This is a genomic window from Gracilibacillus dipsosauri (assembly GCF_003176895.1).
Lineage (GTDB): Bacteria > Bacillota > Bacilli > Bacillales > Amphibacillaceae > Gracilibacillus > Gracilibacillus dipsosauri.
On record NZ_QGTD01000002.1, the window covers coordinates 1 to 15,956 of the forward strand.

The 15,956-nt window shown below is 35.8% G+C and carries 15 protein-coding genes and 1 pseudogene; 5 read left to right on the top strand and 11 right to left on the bottom strand.

Features of this window, described 5'->3' with window-relative positions; genetic code table 11:
- Nucleotides 1–91: 91 nt before the first annotated feature.
- The 4 genes from DLJ74_RS01075 to DLJ74_RS01090 form a co-directional block, all read right to left on the bottom strand.
- Nucleotides 92–1,291, bottom strand: a complete 1,200-nt coding sequence (locus tag DLJ74_RS01075; protein WP_109982993.1) for an acetate kinase — start codon at nt 1,289–1,291, stop codon at nt 92–94.
- Nucleotides 1,292–1,421: 130 nt separating this feature from the next.
- Nucleotides 1,422–2,387: a class I SAM-dependent methyltransferase gene (locus tag DLJ74_RS01080; protein ID WP_109982994.1), complete on the bottom strand. Its 966-nt coding sequence runs from the start codon at nt 2,385–2,387 to the stop codon at nt 1,422–1,424.
- 158 nt (nt 2,388–2,545) lie between these two features.
- Nucleotides 2,546–3,007 carry a GerW family sporulation protein gene (gene ytfJ, locus DLJ74_RS01085; RefSeq protein WP_109982995.1) on the bottom strand — a complete coding sequence of 154 codons (462 nt, stop codon included), beginning with the start codon at nt 3,005–3,007 and terminating at the stop codon, nt 2,546–2,548.
- Nucleotides 3,008–3,025: 18 nt separating this feature from the next.
- Nucleotides 3,026–3,556, bottom strand: a complete 531-nt coding sequence (locus DLJ74_RS01090; RefSeq protein WP_109982996.1) for a DUF2953 domain-containing protein — start codon at nt 3,554–3,556, stop codon at nt 3,026–3,028.
- A 141-nt stretch (nt 3,557–3,697) separates the two neighbouring features.
- On the opposite strand from DLJ74_RS01090, the gene DLJ74_RS01095 reads away from it, so the two are divergent.
- Nucleotides 3,698–4,498, top strand: coding sequence for an NAD kinase (locus DLJ74_RS01095; protein ID WP_054861400.1), 801 nt, complete (start codon nt 3,698–3,700; stop codon nt 4,496–4,498).
- A 384-nt stretch (nt 4,499–4,882) separates the two neighbouring features.
- On the opposite strand, the gene DLJ74_RS01100 is transcribed toward DLJ74_RS01095, so the two are convergent.
- The 5 genes from DLJ74_RS01100 to DLJ74_RS01120 form a co-directional block, all read right to left on the bottom strand.
- Nucleotides 4,883–6,472, bottom strand: coding sequence for an amidohydrolase (locus tag DLJ74_RS01100; RefSeq protein ID WP_109982997.1), 1,590 nt, complete (start codon nt 6,470–6,472; stop codon nt 4,883–4,885).
- A 121-nt stretch (nt 6,473–6,593) separates the two neighbouring features.
- A complete protein-coding gene (locus DLJ74_RS01105; protein WP_054788239.1) occupies nt 6,594–6,800 on the bottom strand; it encodes an alpha/beta-type small acid-soluble spore protein in 207 nt (68 codons plus the stop codon).
- 106 nt (nt 6,801–6,906) lie between these two features.
- Nucleotides 6,907–8,106 carry a tRNA uracil 4-sulfurtransferase ThiI gene (gene thiI, locus DLJ74_RS01110; protein ID WP_109982998.1) on the bottom strand — a complete coding sequence of 400 codons (1,200 nt, stop codon included), beginning with the start codon at nt 8,104–8,106 and terminating at the stop codon, nt 6,907–6,909.
- A gap of 5 nt (nt 8,107–8,111) precedes the next feature.
- Complete coding sequence (locus DLJ74_RS01115; RefSeq protein WP_109982999.1) at nt 8,112–9,254, bottom strand: cysteine desulfurase family protein; 1,143 nt, start codon at nt 9,252–9,254, stop codon at nt 8,112–8,114.
- 214 nt (nt 9,255–9,468) lie between these two features.
- Nucleotides 9,469–11,172, bottom strand: a complete 1,704-nt coding sequence (locus DLJ74_RS01120; protein WP_054861399.1) for a septation ring formation regulator EzrA — start codon at nt 11,170–11,172, stop codon at nt 9,469–9,471.
- Nucleotides 11,173–11,475: 303 nt separating this feature from the next.
- Here DLJ74_RS01120 and DLJ74_RS01125 point away from each other — a divergent pair, with 303 nt between their 5' ends.
- The 4 genes from DLJ74_RS01125 to DLJ74_RS01140 all read left to right on the top strand — a co-directional run bounded on the left by DLJ74_RS01125 (nt 11,476) and on the right by DLJ74_RS01140 (nt 15,046).
- Nucleotides 11,476–11,955, top strand: a complete 480-nt coding sequence (locus tag DLJ74_RS01125) for a GAF domain-containing protein (RefSeq protein ID WP_109983000.1) — start codon at nt 11,476–11,478, stop codon at nt 11,953–11,955.
- A gap of 379 nt (nt 11,956–12,334) precedes the next feature.
- Nucleotides 12,335–12,937 (top strand): 30S ribosomal protein S4, encoded by a 603-nt coding sequence (gene rpsD / locus DLJ74_RS01130; protein ID WP_054788238.1) that lies wholly within the window; start codon nt 12,335–12,337, stop codon nt 12,935–12,937.
- 469 nt (nt 12,938–13,406) lie between these two features.
- Complete coding sequence (locus DLJ74_RS01135; protein ID WP_109983001.1) at nt 13,407–13,847, top strand: NUDIX domain-containing protein; 441 nt, start codon at nt 13,407–13,409, stop codon at nt 13,845–13,847.
- Between the two features lie 299 nt (nt 13,848–14,146).
- The gene (locus DLJ74_RS01140; RefSeq protein ID WP_245902233.1) at nt 14,147–15,046 is read left to right on the top strand and encodes a nucleoside hydrolase; all 900 of its coding nucleotides are present in this window, start codon (nt 14,147–14,149) and stop codon (nt 15,044–15,046) included.
- A 123-nt stretch (nt 15,047–15,169) separates the two neighbouring features.
- Here the strand turns inward: DLJ74_RS01140 and DLJ74_RS20330 are convergent, their stop codons facing one another.
- Together DLJ74_RS20330 and DLJ74_RS01145 are read right to left on the bottom strand one after the other, a co-directional pair.
- Nucleotides 15,170–15,346 carry a hypothetical protein gene (locus DLJ74_RS20330; RefSeq protein ID WP_181397408.1) on the bottom strand — a complete coding sequence of 59 codons (177 nt, stop codon included), beginning with the start codon at nt 15,344–15,346 and terminating at the stop codon, nt 15,170–15,172.
- A 112-nt stretch (nt 15,347–15,458) separates the two neighbouring features.
- A pseudogene (locus DLJ74_RS01145) lies at nt 15,459–15,903 on the bottom strand (ASCH domain-containing protein).
- Nucleotides 15,904–15,956: the final 53 nt, after the last annotated feature.

Below are 15,956 nucleotides of genomic sequence, written 5' to 3' on the forward strand. Positions count from 1 at the left end.
AAAGCCATGCATGAAAGTCATACATGGCACAAAATATTTTGTTTATTTACCTGTCTACTTGACAGGGGGCAGTTCACTCCCCTCTCGTTTTTTATACTTTGACATCTTCCGTTAATCTAACTGTATCTCTCGCAATCATGACTTCTTCATTGGTTGGAATCACAATTACCTTAACAGGTGAATGTGGATAGTTCACAAATGTTTCTTTTCCACGAATATTATTGAGGCTAGGGTCCCAATAAACACCCATAAATTCTAATCCTTGCAACACTCGTTCTCGAATAGTCACACTATTTTCCCCTACACCTGCCGTAAAGATAATGGCATCTACCCCATGCATTCTTGCTGCATATGATCCAATATATTTGTGGATACGCTCAGCAAATACTTGTAATGCAAGCTCTGCTCGTCCATCACCATCGCTCGCACGGTCTGTTATATCTCGTAAATCACTAGAGAATCCTGATAAAGCTAGCATACCGCTTTTTTTGTTCAATACGTTCATCACTTCTGCTGCGGTTTGTCCTGTTTTTTCCATGATGTATGGAATTAATGCAGGGTCGATGTTGCCAGATCTTGTACCCATCGTAACACCAGCTAATGGCGTGAATCCCATCGAAGTATCGATAGACTTACCATTTTCGATAGCTGCAATACTCGCACCGTTTCCTAGGTGACAAGAAATTAAACGTAACTGATTTAATGGTACACCCATCATTTCCGCTGCTCTCTCTGAAACATACTTATGGGAAGTTCCATGAAAACCATATTTCCTTATCCCATAATCTTGGTAATATTCATAAGGAAGACTATATAAATAAGCTTGCTCTGGCATCGTTTGATGAAATGCGGTATCAAAGACTGCAACTGCCGGTACATGAGGTAAAACCTCACGAAATGCATGGATTCCAGTTAAATTGGCTGGATTATGCAATGGTGCCAAATCGGATACTTCTTCGATCTCTTTGATTACTTTATCTGTAATTAGAACAGAATCATTGAACTTTTCTCCACCATGTACTACCCGATGTCCCACACCGTCAATTTCATCAAGACTTGAGATGACTCCTGTACTTGTAAGCTTATCTAGTAACAATTTAACAGCTTTCTCATGGTTTTCTATATCTTCTGTAACTTGATCTTTCGTTTCTTTATACTCAATTGTAAAAACAGAGTTGTCAATGCCGATACGTTCTATTAAGCCTTTTGCCAAAACCGTTTCTTTTGGCATTTCAATAAGCTGAAATTTTAAGGAAGAACTTCCAGCATTTATTGCTAAAATTTTACGCAACATTTTCCATCCTTTCGTTCCGATCTATAATTCTAAAAACATTCCCAACTCCATTTAACCACCGTAAGTACAAGTTTGCAACAGCTATTCCTTTTGTTACCGTTTCCTTTGAAATATTTTTATTTTCAGACTATTCTAAATTTTCGTTCTTAAACCATTTGTCTATTTTTTTAAGCATATTATCCGTTGCCTGTACATCTTTAAAAGAAGGTAACTGGGCCATTAATGCCTGTTTTGGTGGCTTAGTATCCTGTCCTTTCTTTTGTAGTATAAAAAGACTCTTTGCAAATTTTTCCGATGTAAATAAAGTTAAGGGCAACTGCATTAAGCTGACAATGTGGGTATGCTCTCGCAAGTATTTTTGTAGCTTCTCACTTTGATCACTAGTAAAGAGGAAATTAGGTATCAAAAATAATAAATACCCTCCCTCTTTCGTATATTTTATCGATTGCTCGATAAATAGATGGTGTGCATAGGAGTGACCTTCTTCCGCCCTTAATTGATATTGTAAAGATTGCGTATCATCAGGATAATAGCCTACTGGCAAATCGGCAATGACGAAATCAACTGGCTCTAGTAATAAAGGTGTTAAACTATCCTGATGGAAAAATTCAATTTGTTGTTCCTGAAGATTGGCACTTTCTACTGCGATCTGAATTAGGGTTGGGTCAATTTCACTTCCATATCCTATTCCGTTAGCCTCCACTTGATTGATTACTGCAGTTAATAAATTTCCGGTGCCACTTGCAGGGTCAAACACCCGAAACTCTTCTTTATTTTTCAAAAACTTTTGAAGAAAGTAACCAATAAACAAGGCGATAGAATCCGGAGTGATCATATGCTGCTGTTGAGTGGAGCCTTTCATTCCTTTTATAATGGCTAGTTGAATGACCTTGCGAATTTGCTCATTCGTCACTTCTGTTTCTTCCAACATTTTGGCCATTTCTTGTAAAGATGGTTCTGTCAATTCTACCCCAGCATTAAATTTTTTTAATGCTAATGCCAATCCATCTAAATAGGTTACTCGCTCTTCATTTTGAATCAATTGTATGGATTGATCTAACAGATCAAATGCTCTTTCTACTGAAAATTCCATTGTTTCTCCTCCAAGCAATTCTTCTATTTATTAAATATTCTCTCCCTGATTCATGAAACGAGAATAATAAAGTGTGACTCCAATTGTGCTGTGATAAATTTGAAATCCACTGCCTCTTATATTATGAAGGCAGTGGACGCTGAAGTCTACTCTGATGATTAACGACGTTTACGTTCTTCATGATTATCTTTATCATCTTTATTTTTCTTAAGCATTTCCATAATTTGATCAACAAGTTCTGGCCCTTTATCCATAACTTTTTCATAAACACGAGTAGTCGTAGATTCGTGTAATGTCACTAATTCTACTCCTTGTTTATTTGCAACTAAAAAAGCACTTGGAGTAATGCTTACACCACCACCACTACCTCCTCCGAACGGAATAATGGCTTCTGATTCTGACTCCGAATCTGACTGTTTATCAGAGGACTGCCCCTTGCCATTGAATTCACTACCTCCAGCTGCAAATCCAAACTTCACCTTAGATAAAGGAATAATCAAGCTTCCATCAGGTGTATCTATAGGCTTTCCAATAGCTGTGTCTACTTCAATCATTTGCTTTAAATTATCCATAGTTAAAGACATGAATCCTTCTAATGGATGCACATTATTTTCTTCCATGTTGACTGGACTCCCTTCTTATTTGTTTTTCCGCAATGCACGAATAGTTTTTCGCATTTTTAAGGAAATCATACATATTCCTTCCGTCTCTAAAATTTCTTCGTCAAAGTCCGCAGAGATATTACAATGAATAGGGGTCATTGTCTTTGTTGAAAAATAATTCTTTAATGCTTCCATTATTCCTTTACATAGGCCATAAAGGATTGCCGTAGTATCCGGTTCTCCTGTTCCTATGATCGCGTCTACTTCAAACTGTTCTAGTCTACCTTGATCCAACAGCAAGCTCCCAATTAACCGTAGATCTTTTTTCTTATTTGTAGATGTCTTCTTATTATCCGAAAAATCGAAACTATCCAGTTCTATTTCTTTATAATAAACTCTGATCTTTAAGAGATGGACAGAAAGAATGACCATTTGTTCTTCTTCATTTATGCTCCAATACAAGGTAAAATAAAAGCGTGCGATGGATAAAATAATGATTAATGCAAGGATTAATATAAAAAAGATTCCAATTAGTATTAGGAGAATCATTTCATTGATCACCACCATTTCTTATTATTCTTTACAAAGTTTGGGTAGATTAATCAAAGGGAGTATCGCATTCCTTTAGATTTTGAGTTTTCCTAATAGTAAGGTAAGCGCTACCGTGATAAAATAATGATGGAATTACTTTTTACAGGAGGCTTTTCTATGGAAAAAAGAAAATATATCTACTTTTATTATTCAAAAAGTGATGATTTAGAGGAAAAAATAAACCCATTGTTTGAACATATCGAAAAAAGCGGATTTGAAATCGTGGATGACCCGAAGGAAGCAAATATCATTGTTAGTGTTGGTGGTGATGGCGAATTTCTACAGGCGGTTCGTCATACCAACTTTAAACAAGATAGTCTCTATGTAGGTATTACAAAAGAAAATGAAGCTGGACTTTATTGTGATTTTCATCTGGGACATTATGTCGACATGATTCATGCGATGAAAAATGAAGAGCTAGAGGTTCGTCGTTTTCCAGTAATCGAAGTTACTATTAACGGAGAATCGAGCTTTTATTGTCTGAATGAGGCTGCCATTCGCTCTGCGATAATCAAAACAATCGTTATGGATGTCTACATAGACGATACTCACTTTGAGAGATTTCGGGGGGATGGATTAATTGTTGCAACACCGACAGGAAGTACTGGCTATAACAAGTCTACACATGGAGCTGTAGTTGATCCTAAATTAGCTTGTATTCAAGTCTCAGAGCTCGCTTCGCTTAATAATAACAGGTATCGTACACTTGGCTCTTCTTTTCTATTAAATCAAGACCGAACACTAAGATTGGAAGTACTCCAAGACGGGAACGATTACCCAATTATTGGACTAGATAATGAGGCTTATTCGATTCGGAATATTCATTCAATTACGATTAGGCTTAGTGATAAACGAATTAAGACAGTTAAATTAAAAAATAATTCATATTGGGATCGTGTTAAACGAACATTTTTGTAATGTCATGCCATCTGCCAAATAAATCATTTATTCGGCAGATGGTTTTATTCGTTTATATCTTGGTTATTTAGCTTTTCTCATGTCTTATTAAAAAAATATAATTGTTTATCTTGGCTATCTGGCTTCACTAAAACAACTTTACTAAGATATAGCCTTTTCTCTTGGTTATCTAGCTTTGACTAAGCACTATTTCCAAGATACAGCTTTTGCATTTTGTATTTTTCCGATTAGAAAAACTCACATTCGCTCGTCTTTTAGCAAATGAGTTAGCTTTTCTTATACTTTTGTCATCAAAATTTTGATTTCGTCGTTTTACTTCCTGCAAATATTTCATGCTGTTTCCTAGCGTATAATAAAAATCCGGGCGATTCACCCGGCACTACACTAAGCCTTATACATCCATTCTCCATCGACTATCGTACCTTTTACTGTAACCTCGTCGATTGTTTCGTAATTCTCTATCGAAAATAGATCATGTGATAAAATAGTAAAATCCGCGACATAGCCTGGCTGGATTAATCCTCTGTCGTGTTCATGATTAATAACAAAGGCACTACCTTTCGTATAGAGCGAAACAGCCTCGTACATCGATAATTTTTGTGTTTCTCCATATGCTTGTTGATCTAAATCTGATTGGCGACTCACTGCTGCCTTGATTCCATTTAATGGGTTTACTTCCTCAATAGGTGCATCTGATCCTGCGGCACAAGCTATTCCTTCCTCGATGAAAGTCCTCCATGCATACGCTAAAGGTGCTCGTTCATCCCCTATCCTTTCTAGCACCCAAGGGAAATCCGATGATACAAAGGATGGTTGAATATCTAAGACGACGTTAATCTCTTTTAATAACGACAAAACGTTTTTATTGATGATCTGTGCATGGATAATTCGATCTCGCTTTCCATTTTTAAGTGGATATTTTTTAATTAATTTTGCAACTTCTTCTACTGCTTTATCTCCAATCGCATGAACAGCTATCGGATGATCGTATTTTCTTGCCTTTCTCACCAATTCTTCTAGCCTGTCCGATTCGTGAATTGGAATTCCGTAATTATCTTGGTCATCTGTATAGACATCCGTTAACCATGCCGTTCTCCCACCTAACGCACCGTCAGAAAAAATTTTCATCGCACCTAGTGTTGTGAATGGTCCTCCATCACCATAAGATAATCCGCTTTCGATCATATCATCAAATACGAGATGATGAACTAACAAATGGGCTCTAAATTTATATTTTGCTGGTAGGATATGTTGATATGCTTGTAATGTTCTTTCAAACCCGCCATAGTAGGAAAGATCTTCGGTATGTCCGCCTACTAAACCTTTAGATAATAGATCCTTGATCGCTACTTCTGTTGTTTTTTCCAATTGGCTGTTCGAAATAGGTGATAAAATTTGCTTGATAAGGTCTTGTGCTTTATCCAGTAAATAACCAGTTGGTTCTCCCATTTCATTGCGAACAATCTTACCGCCCTGGGGATCCTTGGTCTCTTTTGTAATACATGCGAGCTCTAGTGCCTTCGAATTTACAATGACAGCATGGCGACAGATTCTTGTTAATAATACTGGATTTTTGGGACAAGCTTTATCCAAATCCCATCTACTAATAATCTTTGCATTCGTCCATTGATTTTCATTCCATCCTTCAGCAATCAGCCATTCCCCGTGTTCTAATTGATGTTGTTTATTTCTTACAGCTTCTAAAACTTGATTGGCGGAAGTCATTGGTGATAGATCTAAACGAGTAAGCTTTTCCCCATGTCCGATAATATGTAAATGGCTATCTACAAATCCCGGATACATTGTATCTCCAATAAGATTATAGCTAGCTTCTATTTTATTTTTATAGCGTCTTTCTAATGACACTTTATTGCCGATTTCTACGATAGATCCGTTTTCCGTATAAATAGCTTCAACAGTTGCATTTGGCTCCGTTAATGTATATATTTTTCCTCCGTACCATAATTTCCCCATTTTCTCACCTACCACGTACGAACAAAAGTCTGAGTTTATAATATACTACGATAGCAAAGTCTAGATAGAAAGAAAAGGATAGTGCTTTAAAAACACTATCCTTTATCATCATGTAATACGATTATTGATTTGCTTGTCCACCTAGTTGTTGCTCAGCCATTTGGACAAGACGCTTAGTGATCTCACCACCAACTGAACCATTTGCACGTGAAGTAGTATCAGCACCTAAGCTTACGCCAAATTCTTGTGCAATCTCGTATTTCATTTGATCAAGTGCTTGACTTACTCCAGGTACTACTAATTGATTAGAGCTGTTGTTATTTGCCATGTTGTTCACCTCCTCTTGTACAATAGTATCTTGCTCGGAGTGAGATGAAATCATGCACAATTTTTACTGGTATTTGTTGTTAATTAATTCAAAATAGTTATACATATTATAATAGATCACTCATGGAATCTTGGTGATGATTATTCGCTGCTATCGTAATAGTTTCTACGTTCTCAAGGATTTCTTCTATATCTTGTTTAAAATCTAATTGGCTTTCAAATTGTTCTACTTTTTCTAATCTTGGTTTTGTTTTCGGTGATTTTGGAACAAAAACAGTACAACAATCTTCATATGGTCGAATCGAAATGGGGTACATCTCGATTTTTTCTGAGATGTGAATAATCTCATCCTTGTCCATTGCAATAAGCGGTCGAATGACTGGATAAGAAGTAACAGCATTAATAGCGTGCATACTTTCCATTGTTTGACTGGCCACTTGTCCTAAGCTTTCACCTGTTATGAGCGAAAGTATCTCTTCTTTTTTTGCAACTGCTTCACTTATTCGCATCATCATTCTACGCATAATGGTCATGGAATACCCATGTGGAATTTCACGATGAATTTTTTGTTGCAATGCTGTAAATGGAATAACATGCACTTTAATATTACGACCATAAAAAGCAAGCTTTTCAGCTAGGTCTAACACTTTTTCCTTTGCTCTTTCACTTGTATATGGTGGTGAGTGAAAATGGATAGCCTCCAGTTCCACTCCACGTTTCATTGCTTGATAACCAGCTACTGGACTGTCAATACCGCCAGACAATAATAATAAAGATTTACCTGCAGTACCTACTGGTAGACCTCCTGCTCCAACCACTTTTTCTGAGGTTAAGTAAGTTGCTTCATCTCGAATGTCAACTGTAATTTCCAGATCTGGATGATGAACATCTACTGATATATTCTCTGTATTAATTAATAAATGGGCACCTAATAATTGATTAAAATCCTGTGATCCAATCGGAAAATCTTTATTCGACCGCTTCGTTGAAATTTTAAATGTCTTAGCATTACTATTTTTTAAAAGGGCTAATGCCTCTTCCTTTATTGCTTTTTCTTCACTTGCCACTTTTATCGCCAAACTCATATTCTGGATACCAAAAATTTTACTGCACCGCTCTATAATCGCTTCCTGATCTTCCCCATTTAAAACAATATACATTCTATCTCGTTTTGTCTGAATATGAATGTTGGGGAATGCTCGTAAAGCTACTCGGACATTCTTCATTAGCTGTGAAGTAAAAAGTTTTCGATTTCTACCTTTAAGAGACAATTCTCCATATCTAATAACAATGTGATCATATTGCATAATATCTACCTCATTACTTTACTTAGTTTTTCCAATACCTCTTGCAATTTCTCTACAAAAAAATCAAGTTCTTGTTGAGTTGTTTCATAGGATAAGCTTACACGAAGTCCTGACGTGCTAATATTATTTGCTTTACCACAAGCCACAAGAACAGCACTCTCGTCTGCACTTTTAGACGAGCATGCAGACTTTGTAGATATATATATTTCTGCTTCCTCTAGCGCATGGATCACCACTTCTGGCTTTAATCCTGGTACAGAAAAATGAATGATATGTGGGGCACTGTTTTCTTCTGGTGTGTTCAGAACACAAGATTCTAGATTGCTTATTTTTTTATATAAAAACATTTTAAGCCGTTCTAGATGATTTAAATGCTGTTCTCTGTCATTATTTACTAATCTCATTGCTTTCACTAGTGCTACAATACCTGGTAAATTTTCCGTTCCTGAGCGGAGGTTTGCTTCTTGTCCTCCACCATGATGTAAAGAGAATAATTTCGTGCCACCTTTAACGTATAATAAACCAGTTCCCTTAAGTCCGTGTATTTTATGACCTGAAATCGTTAATAAATCAATCCCGCTTTGTTTAATATTTAAAGGAACCTTGCCAAATCCTTGTACATGGTCCACATGGAATAACGCTTTTGGATATTTTTTTAATACTTCTCCGAATCGTTCGATTGGTTGAATAGTTCCGATCTCATTATTGACATGCATAATCGAAACTAAGATGGTGTCTTCCCTTAATGAAGCTCTTAAGTCTTCTACGCATACTCTTCCATCTTGATCAACTGGCAAATAACTGATTTCAAAACCATGCTTTTCTAATGATCGACATGTCTCCAGTACGGAAGGATGCTCTATTTGTGTTGTAATAATATGTTTCCCTCTATTTTGATGCTCTAGTGCTACCCCTTTTATCGCAACATTATTTCCTTCTGTTCCTCCAGAAGTGAAAATTATTTCTCTCGAATCGACTTGTAAAATGGATGCTGCCTGCTCTCTAGACATGCGCAGTAATCTTTCGGCATCCATACCGAGGCCATGAATGGAGGATGAATTTCCAAAATATTGTAATGCAGCTTGTTGGAAGCTTTGGACTACTTCTTCTTTTGGTTTGGTTGTCGCACTGTTGTCCAAATAAATCATTTCTCAATCCCTCATTTATCAATATGCGTATTCTTATTTTGCTTCTCTTTCTTTTTTGTACTCTTTTCCTACAAAATTGACCTTATTTTATCATAATTCCTTTATCATTTATAGATAGAAGATTCATCAAATGATACAAATAGAAAAGATATCCCTAACGTTTCAGGAATATCTTCTCCCTATACCAAATATGAAGTTCTTTATGCCATTCTCTTTAACCTAACATTTCTTGATACCGCTCATCTAGCTCTTCTATTTTTTCCATAGCATTTGTATCCACCTGTTCCAGTGCTTTAATGGTCAATTCGAAGGCACTTTCGTATTTATAGTTACGGAACATTGCTTCTGCTTCCGATAGTTGAGAGGCAAGTTCGGGGTGTTTTCTTCGATATCGATTACCATATTGGATCGCAATTTCGACTAATCTTGCTTTATCAAGTATTTGATTCGTCTGATTGACAAAATTATTAACAGATTTATTTGCTTCTTCTAACGCATGCTGGACTTTCCCCATATCTAATGGGTGTTTTTGTAAATGCTGAATTACAAATTCACATTTTTCTGTTGCCTCTTCTAGCATGTTGAGAATACTGGAAGGAACACCAGGGATATTACTTTTATCTAATCGCTTATTCGTTTGGATTAATTTTTGTTTAATACTAGCAATATCATCCTTTGCTTCGATTTCATCTTTTCTTAGATCTCGAACCTTTTCTTTAAATTCAATCTGGGCTTTTTCAAGCTCGTCTACTTCCTCTTCAAAGAGGTCTAGTCTTTCTTTAATTTCGACATGATGACTTGTTTGTTCCTCATAATCCTTTTCCACTTGATGAAATTGATTTGTAATCTTTTCCAGCCATTTTTCCACACTTAAAAACATTTCTAAATCAGAAGATTCAATAAAATAGGTTTGTTGTAATTCATTTACCTCTTCTTTCATCTTTAAGAAATTTTCTTCAAGCTCCATTGTTTTTTGCTTTGCTTTCGGCAATTGATTCTCCACAATTGATTTTGATTTTTCTTCTTGTTCAAGCAAAAGTTCCATTTCATTTAAACGCTCTTCTATTTGCTCTAATGTCTCATTAATTTCCGCAGTTTCCGCTTTTTCTAATTCACGCATACTGTTTTTTAAAACAAGCTCATATTGTTTTAATTCTTTTTCAAAGCCGAATTGCTCCACTCGATATCCTTCTGCTTCCATTTCTTCCATATCTCGAATAAGCTCATTCATTTGATCAGGAATTTCCTTTCTGCATTTTCGGTAAATACTAGGAAATGCACTGATACGTTGTTCTATCTCTTCTAACTCTTCTTTTATTTGATCAATTTTTTGCTGGGCAGCTAAATAATTTCCGCCTTCCTCTAATTCACTAAACGATTGAAGCTCTTTTTCCATTTCTGTTAAGGTTGCTTCAAACATTATTTCCGCTCTTCCGAATTGTGTTCGATTATGGAGAAGATATTTTTTTAACTCTTTTAATTTAGGACTAACAATTTCGATTTGTTGGCGCGTATATTTTTCGGAATCCATTAGATGGTTTAAATCCTTGAAAATCTCTTCTATGTTTGCCTCGATTGACTGTAGCTTTTCCTCTATGTATTGCAGTCTTTTTTTAGCCGTCATTATTTGAAAACGATTGGCTGCTTCCTCGACATCCATTAAATCTTCTTCCATATCAGGAAGGGTTTCTGTTACAATAAGATCCCAGTTATTTTTCCATGCCTCGAATTTTTGTTGTGTTTCTCCTAGTAAATTTAGTTTTTTTACACGACTTAGTTCTTCTGTCACGTTTCTATTCATGATGTCAATTTTCCATTCCTCTAACCGATCGACATGGTCATATATCTTCCTTCGAAGAATTAATCCTAGAATTAATAGTGCGATTATTAAAAGTATAAACCCGATTAAATACTCCATACGATACCCTCCCAATGAACCCTGTCTATATAGTAACATAAATAAAATTATTTAATGATTATTTCAAGACTTTTGTATGTATCCTTTTCAAAACTTTTGTATATGTAAATAATATCATGTTTCCCCATGGTTTGGCGAAAATTTTAACAAAATTCTCTAGAATATTTTATTTTTTGACCTATTTCGGATAGACCAGAACTTTTCGGCTACAAAATTAACAGCACTTTGAAACGATTTATTTGTCACTTAAAGGCGAATATTGTATGATGATTAAAACTATTTGCATAAAGGAGTGGAGACTGCATGTTTCAAGCATCCCTCTATAATGGAGACAAAGAAAAGGACTACTCACTAGTAATCAAACAGTTAGATGCACTGCTTCAAGGCGAGCCAGATGTGATCGCCAACTTATCCAATGCTTCCGCACTATTAAATCAATTTTTAGATAATATCAATTGGGTTGGATTTTATATTTGGAAGGAAGATGAATTAGTACTTGGACCATTTCAAGGCTTACCTGCTTGTGTAAGGATTAAAAGTGGAAAAGGTGTTTGTGGAACAGCCATTTCCGAGATAAAAACACAGCTTGTAGCCGATGTAAATCAATTCCCAGGCCACATTGCATGTGATGCAGCAAGTCAGTCGGAAATCGTTGTACCTATCCTTAAGGATGGAGATATCTTCGGTGTTTTAGATATAGATAGTCCTACAACGAATCGCTTTGATGGAATTGACCAAAAGTACCTAGAACAGTTTGTAAAAACACTGGAAAAATATATTTAATTTCTCTAGGGCATCAAAAACAATATTTTTTGTTTTTGATGTTTTTTTGTTAATAGCTTTGGGTAAAGCAATGATCTTACAGAAATTCAAGCATTCTAGTATTGACTTTATCTGTCTAAAATCATATAATGGACTTTGTGTAAAAAAGGTAGCCTATGTGAACCGCCGGCTGACCATTTTGTTCCTTACAGCGGATCTTCAACTAAGTACCACCACGTCCTGTGGTGAACGTTGAAGCCACCACTTCCTGTGGAAATGAGGTGTATCACGTAACTCTCTGCTACTAGGGCGAAGGTACATGAAAACAAAATGGCTGACGAATGTAGGAACACACTGTCTTATTTTATGCAAATCTACTATATAAAGGAGAAGATGTACAATGGCTCGCTATACAGGTTCTGTATGGAAAAAGTCTCGTCGTCTTGGTATCTCATTAACAGGTACTGGTAAGGAGTTAGACAAACGCCCTTACGCACCAGGTCAACATGGACCTAATCAACGTCGTAAACTATCTGAATATGGTTTACAGTTACAAGAAAAACAAAAGCTACGTTTCATGTACGGAGTGAACGAACGTCAATTCCGTAACTTATTCGAGCGTGCTGGTAAAATGAAAGGTATCCATGGTGAAAACTTCATGATTCTTTTGGAATCTCGTTTAGATAACCTTGTTTACCGTTTAGGACTTGCTCGTACTCGTAGACAAGCTCGTCAATTAGTAAACCATGGTCATATTCTTGTAGACGGAAGTCGTGTAGACATTCCTTCTTATCAAGTAAAGCCTGGTCAAGTAATCGGTGTTCGTGAAAAATCTCAAAAGCTAGATATCCTCGCAGAAGCTATTGAGGCTAACACTTTCACACCAGAATACGTTTCTTTCGATGCAGACAAATTAGAAGGTACGTTTACTCGCCTACCAGAGCGTTCTGAGCTACCTGCTGAGATTAACGAAGCGCTTATTGTTGAGTTCTACTCTCGTTAATCGGGATAGAGTGAATAAGAAATGCAAAAAAGCCTTAGAAATGTTGTTATATCAATATTTCAAGGCTTTTTTTTATATGAACTTTGCAAAATAATGCATATAATTAATTTAAATTGGGGCTAAAAATACGTGAGTAGATAGTTAAGGATTGAAATGAAAGAGGGACATAACTAGCCTCTACAATTTAATTATTAATTGTGAAATAGTGATCTTAAATGAACGGGCAGTTTAGTGAAGGGAAGGAATATCTTCCATATTCCGAGTATTAGTTGTAAAATAAAAATGAACTGGAAAATTGTAGCTAGGGTTCCGCTATCTATATAGGTCAGTGACCAAGGGCTACATCTTTTACAATATGTAAAAGGCACCTATTGACATAAAAGGTCCGAGGGGAAAGGTTCAGCGTATTTGTGATGCGTTGAAATCTTTCTCTTTTGACCTTTTCATTACTTTAAGGGAGGTATATTTTATGAAAAGAATTGATGACTTAAAAGCTGGAGTTGCAGTTATAATTTTGAATGAGGAAAAACAAGTTTTGTTACAGAAAAGGTCAGATGTAAGACTTTGGGGTATTCCTTCAGGACATATAGAAATAGGGGAAACAGTTTCTGAGGCAGCTATCAGAGAAGTAAAAGAGGAAACAAATTTAGATATAAAAATTAAAAAACTTATTGGTGTTTACTCTGACCCGAATTCACAGGTGTTTGCCTATCCAAATGAGAAGATAGTACATTTTATAACAACTTGTTTTCTTGCTGAAATTACTGGTGGTGAACTACGATGTAACTCTTCTGAATCGCTAGAAATTAAGTTTTTTGAACAACAAAACCTACCGCAAGACTTATTGAAAATGCATCCTCAATGGTTACAGGATGCACTTGCTAATAGAGATTTGGCGTTTATTCGTTAGTGAAATTCTTATTGAAGTATCGGATGCTTTAGCTGAATTTTTAATTTAAATAGAAAAGGAGCACTTTTTCTGAGGTGCTCCTTTAACTTTTATATAACTTTTTGGAATTGACTTTCCATTCACCTTAACATATAGGTTAAATACACATCACTATTACATTTAGCACATTTAATAAATCCTTTCTTTTCATTTTTGATTCCCTTTTATAGTGGAAAATGTTTATCTAAATTTTAAAAACTTTTTGCAGGATTTATTTATTTTGACTTGTAATTAAAATGAACTAACGGGGGTTTATGAAAATGGACTATTTTATACCAGAGGACAAAAAAATAAGGGTAATTATTAATACTGATGCCAAGAATGAAGTAGATGATCAGTTTGCAATTGTACATGCGGTACTAAGTTCTTCGTTTAATCTTCATGGAATTATACCTGCTCATTTCGGCGATCGTAAATCAAAGACAAGTTTACAAGATAGTCATGACGAAACAATGTTGCTTCTAGAATTAATGGGTTTGCAGAAGGAATTCCGTATTGAAGATGGTGCAACAAATGCTATGCCGGATGAAGTAACGCCCGTAGATTCTCCAGGAGCAAGATTAATTATAGAAGAAGCAATGAAGGATGATAATCGACCTCTTCATGTAGCATTCTATGGCCCGCTTACTGATATGGCCTCTGCATTACTAATTGAACCAAAAATTGCTGACAAAGACATAAAGGTAATTTGGATTGGTGGTGGTGAGTGGCCATCTGGGGGGCAGGAATATAATTTATCAAACGATATTCATTCCGCAAATGTAGTATTTAAGTCTAACCTTGAAGTGTGGCAAATACCAAGAAATGTATATCGTATGATGCCTGTCGGCTATGCAGAGCTTATTGAAAGAGTATACCCGCATGGTGAAATCGGCAAATACCTGGCAGAGGAGGTTATTTATTTTAATAATCAAAGTATATCGAGACCTGCAGAATACCGAATACTTGGTGATTCCCCAGCTGTTGGTGTAATGATATATTCGGATTGTGGTAAATGGACATGGAAACCTGCACCAGTTTTTGATCAGAACATGAATTATTTTCATTCCGGTAAATTTCGACCGATTAAAGTGTATGAAACAATTAATTCACGATTTATTCTCGAAGATTTCTTTGCAAAGTTAAGTCATTTTTCTAGAGCAAATTGTAGTTATGAGTAATTAAAATGACATGATGAATTTTAAAATGTCCACATTATAAGAAGCATAAAAAAGAGACGCCCCGACACTCGTGAGGGCTATCCCATAGTTTTAAAACATCATCAATATATTGTATATACTATCTTATTTTACAAACGTACCTGCATTCAAACGTTTTTGCATTTCCGTAACCATTAAAGAGGGTTTACTAACCTTCCGATCAATAGGTGTATCTAAGTAATTTTGCAACGTACTAATAGGTTGTGGTCCGAGATACTTATCAACTTTTGTATTGATAAGCTTTTGTAATGTCCCAACCATTGTACTACCACTGATACCATATGTTACGCCAGATATGAACAGTAGCGCTATTTCGAGATAATCTTAGGGTTTGTTAGTCCACCGAAATTTTAAAAATAATAATGCCAATCCATCATTCACCTTTTACATTGACCAATTCAAACCGTTCACAAACAAGCATGATATCCTCAGAAAATTCAAGATCATATCGACTTAATTCTTCTGTAAAGAACTCTATATGAACCCTTTTCCAATAATCGTAGGTTCTATCTCCCTCTCCTTCTGCTATGGCAAATTCCTCTGACACTTGATTCATCGGCATGATTTCTACTTCTGTTGTTCTAATAATTGCCACTGGCTCGTCTTTACTGTTTAAAATAATGCTATAATCACCCACTGCTGGTAGCTTTTCCTCTTCTTTATCGTATAAAATTTTTGCTGAGCAGGTTGCTGTTTTTATACCTTCCATAACGAGCTGTGCTAAATAATCAGGGTTTCCTCCAAATTGCCAGGCTGTTACGGTATGTTGATTTTGATAAGGTATAGTGAATCCAATAACTCTGTGCCGCTTCATTCATTTCATATTCCTTCTCTCTCTTTGTTCTAGTAAAAAAGAAGGCTTCCATTACAA